The following is a 15,412-nucleotide window of genomic DNA, read 5'->3' on the forward strand; positions in this document are numbered from 1 at the left end:
TGATCGAACATCCCGGCAGATAGCTGCAGGAGATGTTTTTGCCGCCGGGGCGGTTCCCCAAAAGGGTCGCAAAAGAAAAAGTGAGCCGCCTGCTCAGTCCTTCAAAGGGGCTGTCGGGAGCAAGAAAGGCTGGCGGCAGCTGCTGCCGTTTATCGGGCCGGCATTCATTGCCGCGGTTGCCTATATCGACCCGGGGAATTATGCGACCAATATTCAGGCCGGGTCGCAGTTCGGTTATATGTTACTGTGGGTTGTCGTTATTTCCAATCTGATGGCGATTCTGATTCAGATGCTGTCAGCCAAGCTGGGCATAGCGACTTCACACAACCTGCCGGAAACGATACGGAATGAGTGGCCGAAAGGGGTCTCCATTTTTTACTGGATACAGGGCGAAGTCATGGTCATGGCGACTGACCTTGCAGAATTTATCGGCGCCGCCCTCGGGTTTCATCTTGTATTTGGTCTGCCGATGATTCCGGCGGCCATTCTGACGGCAATTTGTGCTCTTGCTATTCTCACTTTTCAGGTCAAAGGGTACCGGCCGCTGGAAATGGTGATCGCCTCGATGGTCTTTATTGTCGTGATCGCGTTCAGCTTTGAAATTTTATTCTCATTGCCGGCATTTGAGCCGCTGATGCATGGTTTTATCCCGCAGTTTCAGGGAACGGACAGTGTTTTGCTTGCTGCCGGAATCCTGGGGGCGACGGTTATGCCCCACGCCATTTATATGCACTCAGGTCTGACGTGCAGACGGGTTATTGGCCGGACACCGGGAGAAAGGAAAAAGATTTTCCGTTTTGAACTTGTTGATATTCTCATTGCGATGATTATTGCGGGAATCATTAATGCGATTATGCTGACCGTATCCGCATCGACATTTTTTGGAAAAGAAGTCATTTCTGATCTGACCGTTGCTTTCCATGGTTTTGATCAGTATATCGGCCCCACAGCAGCGTTTCTGTTCGGTATAGGGCTGCTGTCAGCAGGGCTCTCCAGCTCTTCAGTCGGGACGCTGGCCGGGGACATCATGATGCAGGGCTTTATTCGAAAACGGATTCCCGTGTTTATCAGGCGGATCTTTTCGATGCTGCCGCCGCTGATCCTGATTATTTCAGGTGCCAATGCGACACAGGCCCTGGTAATGAGTCAGGTCGTTTTATCTTTCGGCATCGCGCTGGCGATTATCCCTCTGGTCCTTTTTACAAGTAAAAAAAGAATTATGGGTTCGCTTGTCAATCGACGGCTGACGACGATTACCGCCTGGGGAATTACGGCAGTGGTTGTTTGTCTGAACATGTTTTTACTGTTCCGGACGGTTACCGGACAATAATCAGGGGAAAAATGGTGAAAACGGCAGAACAAAGCCCTCCATTCCGGATCAAGAAGGGAGGGCTTTGCACGTATGATCGTTATCGCTGAGGGGTCAGGTTTCCTGCGATCTGCTGAGCTGTTTTTCCCATTTGCTGCATCGGCTTGTTGACCATATCAGGTAAACTGTTCTGCCGGCTTCTCAGCCACATAAATGCAGCAGCGCCTGCGCCACATGCGGCGAGAACAGGAATAATGTTGCCGTTCATCTGTGCCATATTTTTCACCTCCTCTGAAAAATTCTTCTATATTTTCAGCTTCTGTGAGGCAATCTATGTGATGAAAAAACAGGAAAGCCGGTAATTGTTCACAGGATTATTGAATTTGTCAAATTGACTTTATGAAGGATAATGACGTAAAATGAAAATTGTGAGAGAACGCGGCCGGCGTTACAGTTATACCGGCTGATTGAATAAGATGGGAATTTTTGCGCCCAAATTTTAGCTGTGGAGGAATTAAATAATGGTTAAACTGCAAAAAGGTAAGTTCCAGTTCCTTGAAAAGCTGTCCAACAACGATGGCGTTATTGCTGCCCTCGCTATTGATCAGCGTGGTTCTCTGAAAAGAATGATCGGCGCTGCTCAGGGCAAAGACGCAACAGATCAGGAACTTTCAGATTTTAAATCACTGGTATCAGAAGAACTGACAAAATATACCAGCGCGATTCTGCTTGATCCGGAATATGGTCTTCCTGCCGGCAAGAAGCGCGACGCAAATTGCGGCCTCTTGACTTCTTATGAAAAGACCGGATATGACGCTACGGAACCCGGACGTATCCCTGACCTGCTCCCGAACTGGTCGGTTAAACGGATCAAGGAAAACGGCGGCGACGCGGTTAAGCTGCTTGTATACTACGATCCGGATGAACCGGATACCATTAACGATGTGAAGAAGGCATTTGTAGAACGTGTCGGCTCTGAATGCAAGGCCGAAGACATTCCGCTGTTCTTCGAAATCGTCACATATGATGAAAAAATTTCGGACAAGGCTGAATATGCCAAGGTTAAACCTCATAAGGTGCTTGAATCGATCAAGACCTTTACTCAGCCCCGTTATGGCATTGACGTTCTGAAGCTCGAAGTTCCTGTTGATATGAGCCGCGTTGAAGGTGTCGGCGACAACGAACCGGTTTATTCTAAGGATGAAGCCGGGAAGTATTTCCGTGAAGTGGACAAGGAAACAACGCTTCCTTACATCTGGCTGAGTGCCGGTGTTTCTACGGACCTGTTCCAGAAGACTCTGGTATTCGCTCATGATGCCGGATCGAAATATAATGGTGTACTCTGCGGCCGTGCAACATGGCGTGAAGGTGTTGCAGCTTATGGCAAAAACGGAGAAAAGGGTGCCAATGACTGGCTGAAGACTCAAGGCAAAAAGAACGTTGAAGAACTCAACGCCATTCTCGCTAAGAGTGCAACGCCATGGTATGAAAAATACGGCGGCAAAGACAAGATCGAAGTTGTCGACTGATTATCATTCCGTTGAGGGAAAAGTGATCCGAGGGGGAACTCTGTCGGGTCATTTTTTTTGCTCTGATTACCCCCTGTTTTGTCAAATGCCGGCGAATATTATTTTTCAGTCAACAGGGACAGTTTATCCCGAATGATTTTGTTACCCGATCCGTTCGTGCTGTAACAGCACGATTAAATAACCATACTGAAGAAAAGGGTAGAACATATGAAAAAGAAAATATTTCTGACGATTGGATGTATTATCGTCGTCCTGTTTGCGGCAGGTGCGGGTTACGTCTGGCATGTGCTGAACTCGGTTAAGAGCGCGGCAGGCGACATGTATGAAACAGAAGGCGGTAATGGAAATCATGCCGCGGTAACCGATAAAAAACCGATCAATCTGCTGCTTCTCGGAGTGGACGAGCGTAAGGGAGATCGCGGCCGTTCCGATACCATTATCGGGATGACACTGAATCCAAATACGAAGACGATGCAGATGATTTCGATCCCGCGTGATACGCGGACTGAGATGGTCGGCAGAGGGACAATGGATAAAATCAACGCCGCCTATGCTTATGGTGGCGTCAAAATGGCCCAGGATTCGGTCCAGAATTTCACAGGAGATATTCCCTTTGATTTTTATATTAAAATCAACATGGAAGGCATGAGTGATCTGGTCGATGCTGTTGGCGGCGTCACGGTCAACAACAAACTGGACTGGCATGACGAAGGCTATTATCAAAAAGGGTATCATTATGCGCGGGGTAATATCACGCTGGATACCGGTGCCAAGGCAATGGGCTATGTCAGGATGCGCCACCTGGATCCGCAGGGTGACTTCGGGCGTAATCAGCGTCAGCGTGATGTGATTATGGCGATTGTCAATAAAATGGCCAGCGTGTCCTCCATTTCCCGGTTTACAAATATTCTTGACGCACTGGGAAGTAATGTCAAAACCAATCTGACCTATGATGATATGAAAAATATTGCCCTGAATTACAGAGATGCCAGAGAGCACACGATTGATTATGAAGTTAAAGGGCAGAGTCAGAAGATTAACGGGATCTATTACCTGGTAGTCGGCAGCGCTGAGAAGCAGCGTGTACATGATATGATCAGTGAACAGCTGGGAAACTGAAATATTAAAAAAACGTGAGTGAGCGGATGATCCGCATCATTCACGTTTTAATTTTATTTTAATGAACATTTTCGGCCGAAATCTCGTGCCCTCAGGCAGGGGATGAAGGCCCTCCATTTAGCCCGAGAAGGCTTTTTCATGTATTGCTCGACCACCTCACCAGCCGCACGAATCAGATGAACGACAGGATCGTTATTTTCTGCTTAATAAGCGGAAATGCTCCGCTTAAATGCAGAATCGAACGGGTTTCAGAGTATCATAAGCGGAGAATTTCCGATTAGCCAATGAAAAATCCCCCATTTTCATTTTTGGGGGCAATAAGTGGAATTCCTCCGTCTATTGAGGCTCGCCTTTATTCTTTTCACTAAATGAAGCGGAACTTCTTTTAAAAAGCCACCGGGCAGCGATAAGGATCAGAAAAACGAGGTCTCCGGCGTGCCGGCGACTTGCCAGACGGTAGTTTTTTCTTCATTTTACCGTGGTGACTGCCTGGCAGTCCGGGCTTCGGGGAAGCAGCTTCTCATGTTCGTGATGAACTCCGCGAGATCCCTGCTCCGCAGAATGGATCCCCGGGGCAGGTCCGCCTTAACCGTTCCTTTTCCGTGAATGAAAAGAATCAGGTCCGGGTAATCCCGTCGGAGGCGGTTCAGGATCCGCTTCAGCATGTATTCCTGAGTTTGTTCAGTCAGGCCCAGGGCAAGGTATCGGGCCTTCTTGCGTTCAATGAGATCAAAAATGATGGATGCATCGGCGTTCCCGGCCAGAAGATACGTTTTCCATCCGTTGATCGCCAGCAGGTTATCAACCATTTTCATCTGTCCCCATATCTCACTGGATCCAAGGTTTGCGACAATCACTTTTCCCATATGTGTTTTTAAGTCTCCGGCGATTTTCCGCATGTTCCAGTCAAGCAGAGTCTGCGTTGTCGCGGATGCAACAAGGGCGTCTGACGGCCGGAGGCGTTTCCTGGCCACATCGGAGCGGATTTCCTTTTCCCCGCGTTCCAGCAATCTGGTAAATATATCTTCAATCCGCATGCCGTCCGACAGAGACTCGAAGCATTCTGCGGCTTTAAGCGGATCGCCCTCGATAAGATTCTTTAAATAGTTCTCCCAGTTCTGTCTGAGCAGGGAGTCGGTGACACTGCTGTCCCAGCCAATCACTTTTTTCACGGTTATGGAGAGATCTCTTGGAAGCTGAATCACTTTCTGGTTCCGATCCAGTTTAATTTTCGGCAGAATATCGGAGCCGTTCGGGTTGGGCAGCACGGTGCCTGCTTCTCCGTTCGTCAGCCGAACCTGAGTTGCCGGAGGGAAGATATGGAGAAAATTAATCAAACGGTAACAATCCTGGAGATCGAACAGCCGGCGGTTGACACTGTCTGACAGAATGATCTGAAGCGCCATGATGGCACTCATCGGTTTCCGGTAAGAACGTTTCATGGTCAGAGCCGAGTAGACATCGGTCATCGCAATGAGATTCAAATCTTTATCCTGTGCTGTCAGGTCCAGGTGATCCGGATAGCCTGATCCGGTCAGCCGTTCGTGATGTGAACGGACAATTCTCAGCGTCTCCCGCGGAAATCCAAGCCGCTTCAGAAGCTGATATCCTTTGACGGTGTGTTCTTTGACCTTTGCATATTCGCGCTCCGTCAGCTTCCCCTTTTTCAGAAGAATCGATTTCGGCGTATAAAGCTTGCCTATATCATGCAAAAGGCTGCCCAGAATAAAGTCCTTTGATGGTAGGCCGGAACAGTGCCTGCTGTACAGACTGCAAAGCACGAATACATCGATGGAGTGAATGTATGTGGCGGGATCCCATTGTTTGAGGCTGTCCATCAGAAGACGAACGGCAGGCTCGGCAAATTCATGGACATACATCGTCAGAAGCCACTGGTAGGAGGATTCTGAATGGAGGATACGTCCATAACGTAATTCATTGGCGATCTGTGCCATGTCATTCTGAAACCGGTCCGTCAGCGCCCGTTTCTGATGAGCTGACAGCTGCTGATGGCTGCGTCCTCCGTAAACAGGAACCGGCTGATCCATGACTGATATTTCATGAATCCGTTTGCGCTCAAGATCCGCGGCTACTTCTGATGTGATGCAGGTCCCGGCACGGTAAAGGACAACTGAATTTATGTATATATCTTTTGCAAGCAGGCATTCTCCAGTCAGTTGGTCAAGTGTGACTGCTTTCGGCAAGGTTTGTTCACTCCCGGCTGAATTTCAGCAATTTAAAAGCATTCCGGCCCTGCCGGAGATAAGGAGTTGGTTCCTGTCTTTGCTTTGACTTTAACAAAGAATTTATTTTTCGCGGAAAATGGGCTAAGAAAAACGAAGCCTCCGGCGGCGCCTGCGACTTGCCGTCCGGCAGGTGTTCCTTCCGCTCCCACAACATATTATGCCAAATGAGAACAAATTACACGGTTCATTTTATCAGGAGACCGGATAAAAGGGAAGTAGATAAAAATAATATTCTGTCCCCTTATTGCGCGGGAGCATGAAAAAGGGGATCAGGAACGGTGAGAAAGGAAGCCTTTTACTTAAAAACAGGAAAAAAGACCTGCTTCGATCAGAAAAAACAGGCCAAAAGGTCTATATCAGAGCCTTCCTTCAACTTTTGTCGAGACCGGTCGATAATAAAGGTACAGGGTTAAAACGGAAGGATGAAGATTATGGCTGCTGCAACGGTAATTGGCCTGCTTACAGGAATACTGTCGTTACTGCTTGGATTCATGCTGGAAGGCGGGACACTGGGGGCTCTTTTCCAGGTCACTGCGCTTCTGATTGTTTTTGGCGGGACGATCGGTGCGGTGATTGTCAGTTTTCCCGGAGCAACACTTGCCAAATTACCTTTTATTCTCAGGTATGCCTTTGCCCGGCCAAAAGAAAAACCGGGTGAAGTGATTGCCCGACTGATGGAGCTGGCGAATATATCCCGGCGGGAAGGGCTGCTTGCTCTGGAAAGTGAGCAGGAGAAATATAGGGATGACCCCTTTATGTCCGGTGGCATCCAGATGGTTGTAGACGGGGTGGATTCGGATGTTATTGACGATATCCTGAACCGTGATATTGAACTATACGAGCAGAAGATTCTGTCAATCGGGAGAATCTTTGAAGAAGCAGGAGGATTTTCACCGACTATGGGGATTATCGGGACAGTCATGGGCCTGGTTCATGTACTGGGCAACCTGACCAGTCCGACAGATCTTGGACCTTCTATTGCGGTTGCCTTTATTGCGACACTTTACGGCGTTGCCGGAGCCAATGTGATTTTCCTGCCTATTTTCAATAAAATCAAGGCAAACCTCGCCCAGGATGTTCTGATCCGCCAGATTAAAGCTGAGGGAATTTTATCCATTCAGTATGGTGAGAATACGATGATTCTTCGTCAGAAACTGTTTGCCTTCCTAAGTATCGATGAGCGTGCCGCGGCCGAAGAAGTGATCAGCGGGTCGGAAGCAGCCGGTCAGGCAAACTATCAAGGGGCAGGAAGTCATGAGTAATAAACGGAAACGCCGTCGAATCAAAAAAGTTGATACACCTGATAAGTCGGGCAGATGGCTGATTACTTATTCGGATCTCATTACGCTGCTGCTTGTCTTCTTTATTGTCATGTTTTCCATGAGTACGATTGAAAATCAGCGATTCAACGCACTTGTGAGTTCTCTGCGCTCGTCATTTCAGGGGGATTCCATTCTTGAGGGTATGGGCTATCCGGGCACCGACAAAAGTCAGAAGACGCCGGATATCCCGATTGTAAAAGAGAAGAAGTCGCCTACCGAAGATGAAAAAAAGCAGGATGCCAGGCAGCTGGATGCACTGTATGTACAACTGAGTAAATATATCAATGAAAGTCATCTTAATTCTGACGTTTCTCTGGTGGAGACGCCGCGTGGTGTGCAAATGACCTTCCGCGAACAGATTCTTTTTGATCTGAGCAGTGCCGATCTTAAGCCCAATGCTGCGCCTGTACTGAAAAAAATCGGGGGCATTCTCAGTGAGGTACCCAATGAAATCAGTATTGAGGGGCATACGGATAACACACCTTACAGGGGCAGTCGGTCATACATCCATTCCAACTGGGAACTTTCAGGTGTCCGTGCTCAGCGTGTGATGAATTTCTTAATCAAAAATGACAAACTGAATCCGGCCCGGTTTCACTTTGTCGGCTACGGGGAGTATCGGCCTGTCGTTAAGAATGACACACCGGAACATAAAGCAATGAACCGGCGCGTAAATATCGTTGTGATCAGGGAAGAAAAGACAAATTGAAGCAAAATTTGCTAATTAAAATGGCGGAATTTGCCGTAAACATATTGCTTTTTTCAGTCACTGTCGATAAGCTGATTATAAGATGATTTCTTTAATTTTGGACTGAACTACTGATGAGGGTGTGACATGTGAAGAAAATCTGGGTGATCCTTGTTCTTATTTTATGCATTATTACCATACTGGCCGGCAGAGCATACTGGAATCATCAAATCGACCAGGTTTCCGGCCGGGAAGTGCTCATGCTGCGGCGGCTGAATCGAAAAATGATGCTGATCCGGCCAATGCATCGGGAAAAGATCTGAAAGCGAAAATAAAAGCCCTGCCCGGAGCGCTTGAAAAAGCAGCAAACCGGGCACAGAAAGAAGAGAGTCAGGTTCGCGTTGCTATGGTTGGGGCAGACAGTACCCAGGCGCTTGCCCCGCTTCTTCAGCAGCGTCTGGACCAGACTTTTGGCGAGCTGTTTTTTAAGGTGACGCCTGTTGATCTGGGCACGTCAACCTCTCTAGCACTTAACGAGAAGAAACTTAATGACCTGTTTAAAAACCTGAACGGCAAACCGGACGCGGTTATTTTTACACCGTTACTTTATAATGACGATCATCAGGTCAGTACAAGTGATACGGAAACAGTCACCGGACTGTTTGAAGAAAAAATCCGTATCAGTTATCCTGATGTCGCCTTCTATGTCTCTCTGCCTAATTATTCAGCGAATGCTGATTACATGAATGATCGAATCGATGGACTGAAATCGTATATCGAAGATCAGAAAATCCCTGAGCTGGATTACCTGTCAAAATGGGCGAAGGGGGACGACCGGAGAAACTGGTCGCCTCGGATGGTCATACGATGAACAGTCAGGGACGGCAGGTCTGGCTGGATTACATAAGTGATGCATGGGGTTTAGAAAAAAATAAAGATCAGAAATAAAGTGAAACTTCAGCCCGTGGGGGTGTACTTCATCCCTCCACGGGTTGTTCGTTGAACCCATCGGGCTTTTATGGGCAGTGATCCCCACCCGTACAAGTTCATTTATCCTCATGCTTTAAGGTGGGGATCTTACTGCCCGTTAATGCGGGATAAAAACAGCCGGGGTCATCCTTTATCAGGAGGACGGCCTCAGCTGTTTTTCATTGGAAAACAGATTCAGTATGACTCAGCTTCCGGAGTCGTCTCGATGCTGCCGGTCGCTTAGTTTTTCTTCATCCCGCCCGTAAGCTGAATGAGTCTGGCGATATTCTCACCCGTGCGTTCGAGGTTTGCCCCGGCTTCTGCCAGTGCCTGTTTCAGGGGCACAGCTCCTGGAACAATAGAAAAGAGGGCATCGATACCGGCTGCGTATACGGCTTCGTATCCCGCGGACAGGGCTCCTGCCACACCAATCACCGGGATATGGTGTCTTTTTGCCGCACGGGCAACGCCAACCGGTGTTTTACCATAAATGGTCTGCCCGTCAATTTTTCCTTCCCCCGTAAGGACCAGATCGGCATCCTTCAGCTTCTTCTCAAGGCCTGTCTCACGTATGACAAGGTCAATCCCGGGACGGATCTGTCCTTTGAGAAAAGCGAGGCAGCCGGCGCCAAGGCCCCCGGCTGCACCAGCACCTGGCACCTGATCTACGGCTATGTTCAGGTCATGTGCGACCACTTCCGCAAAACGAGCCAGTGCCTGGTCAAGCCGGGTAACAGCTGATGCATCGGCGCCTTTCTGAGGACCGAAGACGGCTGATGCCCCGTTCCTGCCCGTGAGCGGGTTGGTGACATCGGTGGCGATCTCAAAGCGGGTACTGTGGACCCTGGGATCCACCGATGACAAATCAATCCTGCTCAGGCGTGAGAGTGCGGCGCCGCCCGGCGGGATCTGCCTGCCTGCCGCATCCAGCAGCCGGGCACCGAGTGCCTGGGCCATGCCGCATCCTCCGTCATTTGTTGCGCTGCCGCCAAGCCCCATAATAATATGCCGCGCGCCATGATCCATGGCAGCCCGAATCAGCTCACCAACTCCATAGGTGGTCGCACGTAGCGGATCACGCGATGATGGAGGGAGAAATTCGAGCCCTGCGGCCGCAGCCATCTCGATTACGGCAGTCTGTCCGTCCCCCAGAAGGCCAAAAAATCCAGGGACAGGCGCGCCAAGCGGCCCGGTGACTGTGAGGTTCAGTCGCTTTCCTCCCGTCGCGTCGACCAGCGACTGGACCGTTCCTTCACCCCCGTCTGCCATGGGAACGAGGACGTAATCTGCATCGGAAAATATACGTTTCATACCGCGCTGAATGGAACGGGCGGCATCAAGTGCAGTCAGGGATTCTTTAAATGAATCAGGTGCAATAACCATTTTCATAACAGATATGCTCCCGCCCTTCTTATAGTCTATATCTATTCTATCAGGTTCTATGATTACCCGGGAAATAATCTGTCGACTTGTCCCGGATTTGAGAAAATCGTGCAGGAAAAAGCCTGACCCGCTGTCATTTAAGCGGGTCAGGCTTTGCCCGTTTGTCTGTTAATCAGTCAGGATCCCTTCAATTTTTTTCAGAACGTCCGGTTCAAGTGTGAGATCAGCTGCTGCAGCGTTGTCTTCGATTTGTTCCGGACGGCTGGCACCGACCACTACGCTTGCGACATTATCCTGTCTGAGAATCCAGGCGAGAGCAAGCTGGGCCATGGTGATCCCCAGTTCTGCGGCAATTTTCTTCAGTTCCGCTACTTTTTTCAGATTCGCCTCTGTCAGGAATCTGTTTATGTTGCCTTTATGTGCACTGGCCCGGCTGCCGGCTGGAATATGGTTCACAGATGTGTATTTACCTGTCAGAACGCCCTGGGCAAGAGGAGACCAGCAGACCTGACTGACGCCGTGTGCCTTGCTGGCAGGAATCACTTCCTTTTCAATATCCCGGTGCAGCATGCTGTACTGAGACTGATTGACTACAAAGTGGTTCAATAGTTTATCATCGGCAAGATGCGCCGCTTCGGCAATCTGTTCCGCTGTCCATTCACTGACCCCAATATAATTCACCTTGCCCTGATGAATCAGATCATCGAAAGCGCGCAGTGTTTCTTCAATAGGCGTTTCCGGATCAAATCGGTGACAGTAGTAAAGATCAATGTAATCTACATCGAGGCGTTTCAGGCTGGCATGCGCCTGTTCCATAATGTGTTTACGTGACAGGCCGCGGTCGTTCGGGCCATCGCCCATCGGGAAAAACACCTTGGTGGAGAGGACAATCGATTCACGCGGGAATGATTTAATCACCTTTCCGACCACTTTCTCCGCTTCACCGCGCATATAAACGTTGGCTGTGTCAAAAAAGTTGATGCCGAGATCATAAGCTCTGTGCATCGTATCCACGGCTGCCCGGTTTTCCACATAACCACCGTAAGTCAGCCAGCTTCCGAGACTTACCGCACTCACTTTGAGGCCGCTGCGACCCAGATGACGATAGTTCATCAAAAAACCTCCTCTGATAAATTTTTCAGTTTTCGTACTCCTGTAACTCAGAAGGTGGTGATCGGCCTTTTTGAGTCCGTTATTTCATGTTTGCGTTGTGCTCAGTCATATAGGTTTCAATTTCATCAGTCGTTCGCGGAAGACCTTCCGTAAGGACTTCGTAACCGTCTTCGGTGCAGAGAATATCGTCTTCAATCCGGATGCCGATGCTTTCTTCAGGGATATAGAGCCCGGGCTCATTGGTGATGACTTCGCCCGGGGCGAGTTTTGTTTCCCGATAGTTGCCGACATCATGCGTATCGAGACCAAGAGAATGGCTGACGCCGTGAAAATAATATTTACGCACATCTTCCGGTTTTTTAATCAGACCAATTTTCAGCAGTTCTTCAGTGAAAAAGCGTATCGTAAACTGATTCAGTTCTTTGAACGGCAGCCCGGGCCTGACCTTTTTCGTAATTGCCCGGTTGCAGCGCAGAACGATGTCGTATATCTGTTTCTGGCGGGGAGTGAACCTGCCGTTGACCGGGAAGGTGTAACTGATATCGCCATTGTAATAATTGTACTGCGCCCCGAGATCAAGCAGCACCAGACTGCCATCTGTTGCCGTGCCCGTATTCGCCGAGTAGTGAAGGATGGTGCCATTATAACCGCTCGCAAGGATGGTTGGGAAGGCAAACTCCGTCACACCGCGGCTTTTCAGGATAAAATTGAAGTAAGCTTCCAGTTCGTATTCCCGCATGCCCGGACGGGCGTTGGCCAGTACGTGCCGGATGCCGTCTGCGGTAATCTGGCCAGCTTTTCGAATCTGTTCAATTTCCTCCGGAGATTTGATGACCCGGAAGTTACTGAGTACCGGGTAGAGGTTGTGGATCGTCAGGTACGGGTAGTGGACCGCCGCTTCAGCTGCGAATTTATTCGACGGTTTTGACGGGAATTCCCATGATTTGGCTTCAAGATCCGCATAGAGGTGCCTGTAAACGCGGCCATCGAATTCACCCCGGATAAAGCTGTCGAGCTTGTCCAGCAGTTCGATATTTTCGATGCCGGAAGCTTCCCGTGCTTCGTCAGCCGTGATTGTTTCACCGTACCAGCGGGCCATCCAGGGATCAGCCCGCTGGATAAACAGCGTTTCATGAACCTGCCCGCCATATTTTGTCGCGACGAAGACAATTTTCGGTTCTGTAATGCCTGTCAGATAGTAAAAATTTCGGTTCGGATAAAAGGGATAGCTTTCATCAGCCGACTGGTGCGCCGCTTCCCCGGCGAAGAGGATGGTGAGGGACTGATCTTCAAGCGTTTCATACAGCTTCTTCCGATTACGGGTGAAAAATTGTTTATCCATCGTTCAGCCTTCCTTCGTGTTGTGTTACGTCCTCTTCTATTTTATCATGTCACAAGCCGATTGATCATGACGATCTGTTTCATCCGGTAAACCGCTTTTTTCAAATAAAGAACAGGTAACCTGCCACTCAATCAGAGTCAGGCGTCGCGACCTGCTTTTAATTTAAGCCGGATTACGTGGAAAAAAAACTGCGCATGGCCAATCACATTACGCCGCCACATCCTCCTCGGCTCGAGGCACATCCGGTACAGCCATTCAAGATTGAGCTTTCGCATCCATTTCGGTGCGCGTGGCTTCATCCCCGAGGCAAAATCGATGAAACCGCCGGCAGCGATGCGGGTTAACGGCCTGAGTGATGCGTGATTACGGGCAATAAATTTTTCCTGCAGAGGCATGCCCATCCCCACGAGCAGAATATCTGCTCCGGACTGATTAATAGCCGGGACCACTTCGTCATCTGACTGGAAATAGCCATGATGGCAGCCGGCAATTTTCAGTCCGCCGATCGATTGACTCAGGTGTTCAGCAGCAAGGCGTACATTTTGCTCTGTAGACCCCAGCAGGTACACGGACAGATTTTCCGCTGCTGCATGTGTTAATAAGAGCGGGATCAGATCAGTCCCATTCAGATTTTCCTGAAGCTGAATCCCCCAGATTCTGGCTCCAATCTTGATACCGATCCCGTCGTTCAGAAGAAGGCCGGCCTGATTCAGAATCTTACGATATGCCCCGTCCTGTTGCGCGATATTAAATCCATAGTCGTTAAGGAAAAACAGATCAAGCTTTGATTTCCGCGCTATGAAGGACAGACTGGCCGCGAGCGCTTCTTTCTTTGATGAAAAAACGTTCATATATATATTGCCAATTTTCTTTTTTTTATCCAAGTAAAATCACTTCTTTCGCAGGCTGTATCAGTCATCTGAAAAGAAAGTCAAAAAATTGCCGAATTTTGTCTCTTAAGCTAAAAACATTGTACACTAATATTAATGAGTTGTGTACAGAGTAAATCAGCTGTAAATTGATCATGGTGCAGCCTTTACAATGTGATATAATGTCTTGGAGAAATGAGTCTTCTGGTTAATTTGAGTCATAGTTTGTCCGTTTAATAGATAAGGAGGGGCGGTCAATGGTTTACATTATGTTCTTTATATGTTTCCTTATTGCACTGGGGCTGACCCCTCTCGTGAAAAAACTGGCACTTCGGGTCGGCGCAACCGATGTTCCAAATGCCAGAAAGGTTCACAAGAAAATCATGCCGCGCATGGGCGGACTGGCCATTTATCTTGCTTTTATCACCGGTATGCTGGTGATCTGGCCGGACAGCAGTTATACTGTCCCGCTATTGATCGGAAGCGTCATTATTATTCTGACGGGCGTTCTCGATGATCTGTTTTCACTGTCACCGAAAATTAAAATTGTCGCCCATTTCTGTGCGGCACTGGTTATCGTTCAGGGTGGCATTACGGTCACCTTTATCAATCTGCCGTTTAATGGTGTACTGCACCTTTACTGGTTCAGCGTGCCGCTCACGCTGCTGTGGATCATGGGGATCACGAATGCGATTAATCTGATCGACGGGCTGGACGGGCTTGCGGCGGGGGTTTCCTCAATTGTTCTGTTGACGATCGCCGGGCTCTCCCTGACCGAGGGCAATATGTTTGTCTTTGCGGTCAGCACCCTGCTTCTCGGCAGTACACTCGGCTTTCTGCCCTATAATTTCCATCCGGCGAAGATCTTTATGGGGGACACGGGAAGTTATTTCCTCGGCTATGTCATTTCTGTACTGGCCTTACTGGGATTCAAAAATGTCACCCTGTTTTCGCTGGTTGTTCCGATCGTTATTCTGGCGGTCCCGATTTCCGATACGCTGTTTGCGATTATCCGCCGGCTGGTCCACAAAAAACCGATAACAGCGCCGGACAAATCTCATCTTCATCACTGCCTGCTCCGTTTCGGATTTACTCAGGGGCAGACCGTATTATTGATTTATGGGATGAGTGCACTTTTTGCACTGGCCGCAATCCTGCTGTCTACATCGACGTTGCTGGGGTCACTGATCATTATTGTCGGCGTCATGCTCGTGATTGAACTCGTTGTCGAAGGCGTGGGTCTGGTCAGCGCGAATTATAAGCCGCTACTGACAGTGTACAAGCGTCTCGTCAGCTTTGGCAAAGTAAAATAAGTATGCTGAATGAGTGTTTTATAGATAGACAGATTGAAAGGCATGACCGGGAAATTTCCCGGTCATGTTTTTTTCACGCATGAAGAAAGATGACCCTTTGCTCCCGTCACATTCTGCCGCTATTCTATCGGATAGAACAACCGGCAACCCGATATCGTTTCCCAGTTTTCCGCTTTAGCCTGATCCCATAAAAAAAATTTAATTGTAATC

The 15,412-nt window shown here is 48.9% G+C and carries 12 protein-coding genes and 1 pseudogene; 7 read left to right on the top strand and 6 right to left on the bottom strand.

Annotated elements, in window-relative coordinates:
* Positions 1 to 124: 124 nt before the first annotated feature.
* A pseudogene (locus ABNN70_RS07640) lies at positions 125 to 1,330 on the top strand (Nramp family divalent metal transporter); the annotation flags it as partial.
* A 79-nt stretch (positions 1,331 to 1,409) separates the two neighbouring features.
* Here ABNN70_RS07640 and ABNN70_RS07645 read toward each other — a convergent pair.
* On the bottom strand, positions 1,410 to 1,586 hold the full coding sequence (locus ABNN70_RS07645; protein ID WP_165364236.1) for a hypothetical protein: 177 nt from the start codon (positions 1,584 to 1,586) through the stop codon (positions 1,410 to 1,412).
* Between the two features lie 244 nt (positions 1,587 to 1,830).
* On the opposite strand from ABNN70_RS07645, the gene lacD reads away from it, so the two are divergent.
* Entirely contained in the window at positions 1,831 to 2,838 is a 1,008-nt protein-coding gene (gene lacD, locus ABNN70_RS07650) for a tagatose-bisphosphate aldolase (RefSeq protein ID WP_353947434.1), read from the top strand.
* 207 nt (positions 2,839 to 3,045) lie between these two features.
* Positions 3,046 to 3,957, top strand: a complete 912-nt coding sequence (locus tag ABNN70_RS07655) for an LCP family protein (protein ID WP_129928814.1) — start codon at positions 3,046 to 3,048, stop codon at positions 3,955 to 3,957.
* A 473-nt stretch (positions 3,958 to 4,430) separates the two neighbouring features.
* On the opposite strand, the gene ABNN70_RS07660 is transcribed toward ABNN70_RS07655, so the two are convergent.
* Positions 4,431 to 6,161 carry an HD domain-containing phosphohydrolase gene (locus ABNN70_RS07660; RefSeq protein WP_353947435.1) on the bottom strand — a complete coding sequence of 577 codons (1,731 nt, stop codon included), beginning with the start codon at positions 6,159 to 6,161 and terminating at the stop codon, positions 4,431 to 4,433.
* 473 nt (positions 6,162 to 6,634) lie between these two features.
* Between ABNN70_RS07660 and ABNN70_RS07665 the strand changes: the two genes are divergently transcribed.
* From ABNN70_RS07665 to ABNN70_RS07675, 3 genes are all read left to right on the top strand, one after another.
* Positions 6,635 to 7,465, top strand: coding sequence for a flagellar motor protein (locus tag ABNN70_RS07665; RefSeq protein WP_353947436.1), 831 nt, complete (start codon positions 6,635 to 6,637; stop codon positions 7,463 to 7,465).
* Positions 7,458 to 8,234, top strand: a complete 777-nt coding sequence (locus tag ABNN70_RS07670) for a flagellar motor protein MotB (RefSeq protein ID WP_353947437.1) — start codon at positions 7,458 to 7,460, stop codon at positions 8,232 to 8,234. The genes ABNN70_RS07665 and ABNN70_RS07670 overlap by 8 nt, the downstream gene beginning before the upstream one ends.
* Positions 8,235 to 8,355: 121 nt before the next feature.
* Complete coding sequence (locus tag ABNN70_RS07675) at positions 8,356 to 9,084, top strand: hypothetical protein (RefSeq protein WP_353947438.1); 729 nt, start codon at positions 8,356 to 8,358, stop codon at positions 9,082 to 9,084.
* Between the two features lie 338 nt (positions 9,085 to 9,422).
* On the opposite strand, the gene ABNN70_RS07680 is transcribed toward ABNN70_RS07675, so the two are convergent.
* The 4 genes from ABNN70_RS07680 to ABNN70_RS07695 all read right to left on the bottom strand — a co-directional run bounded on the left by ABNN70_RS07680 (position 9,423) and on the right by ABNN70_RS07695 (position 13,904).
* A complete protein-coding gene (locus tag ABNN70_RS07680; protein WP_353947439.1) occupies positions 9,423 to 10,571 on the bottom strand; it encodes a glycerate kinase in 1,149 nt (382 codons plus the stop codon).
* Positions 10,572 to 10,733: 162 nt separating this feature from the next.
* The gene (locus ABNN70_RS07685) at positions 10,734 to 11,678 is read right to left on the bottom strand and encodes an aldo/keto reductase family protein (protein ID WP_129928808.1); all 945 of its coding nucleotides are present in this window, start codon (positions 11,676 to 11,678) and stop codon (positions 10,734 to 10,736) included.
* 79 nt (positions 11,679 to 11,757) lie between these two features.
* The gene (locus ABNN70_RS07690; protein WP_353947440.1) at positions 11,758 to 13,020 is read right to left on the bottom strand and encodes an aminopeptidase P family protein; all 1,263 of its coding nucleotides are present in this window, start codon (positions 13,018 to 13,020) and stop codon (positions 11,758 to 11,760) included.
* A gap of 137 nt (positions 13,021 to 13,157) precedes the next feature.
* The gene (locus tag ABNN70_RS07695) at positions 13,158 to 13,904 is read right to left on the bottom strand and encodes a WecB/TagA/CpsF family glycosyltransferase (protein ID WP_353947441.1); all 747 of its coding nucleotides are present in this window, start codon (positions 13,902 to 13,904) and stop codon (positions 13,158 to 13,160) included.
* Between the two features lie 242 nt (positions 13,905 to 14,146).
* Between ABNN70_RS07695 and ABNN70_RS07700 the strand changes: the two genes are divergently transcribed.
* A complete protein-coding gene (locus ABNN70_RS07700; protein ID WP_129928806.1) occupies positions 14,147 to 15,202 on the top strand; it encodes an MraY family glycosyltransferase in 1,056 nt (351 codons plus the stop codon).
* The last annotated feature ends 210 nt before the right edge of the window (positions 15,203 to 15,412 follow it).

The organism is Sporolactobacillus sp. Y61, assembly GCF_040529185.1.
In the GTDB taxonomy this organism is placed as follows: Bacteria; Bacillota; Bacilli; order Bacillales; family Sporolactobacillaceae; genus Sporolactobacillus.

Excerpts from the sequence above, each read along its gene's own strand:
- ABNN70_RS07700 (WP_129928806.1), top strand. The coding sequence starts at position 14,147 with ATGGTTTACATTATGTTCTTTATATGTTTCCTTATTGCACTGGGGCTG.
- ABNN70_RS07685 (WP_129928808.1), bottom strand. The coding sequence starts at position 11,678 with ATGAACTATCGTCATCTGGGTCGCAGCGGCCTCAAAGTGAGTGCGGTA.
- ABNN70_RS07665 (WP_353947436.1), top strand. The coding sequence starts at position 6,635 with ATGGCTGCTGCAACGGTAATTGGCCTGCTTACAGGAATACTGTCGTTA.
- ABNN70_RS07680 (WP_353947439.1), bottom strand. The coding sequence starts at position 10,571 with ATGAAAATGGTTATTGCACCTGATTCATTTAAAGAATCCCTGACTGCA.
- lacD (WP_353947434.1), top strand. The coding sequence starts at position 1,831 with ATGGTTAAACTGCAAAAAGGTAAGTTCCAGTTCCTTGAAAAGCTGTCC.
- ABNN70_RS07690 (WP_353947440.1), bottom strand. The coding sequence starts at position 13,020 with ATGGATAAACAATTTTTCACCCGTAATCGGAAGAAGCTGTATGAAACG.
- ABNN70_RS07645 (WP_165364236.1), bottom strand. The coding sequence starts at position 1,586 with ATGGCACAGATGAACGGCAACATTATTCCTGTTCTCGCCGCATGTGGC.
- ABNN70_RS07670 (WP_353947437.1), top strand. The coding sequence starts at position 7,458 with ATGAGTAATAAACGGAAACGCCGTCGAATCAAAAAAGTTGATACACCT.
- ABNN70_RS07655 (WP_129928814.1), top strand. The coding sequence starts at position 3,046 with ATGAAAAAGAAAATATTTCTGACGATTGGATGTATTATCGTCGTCCTG.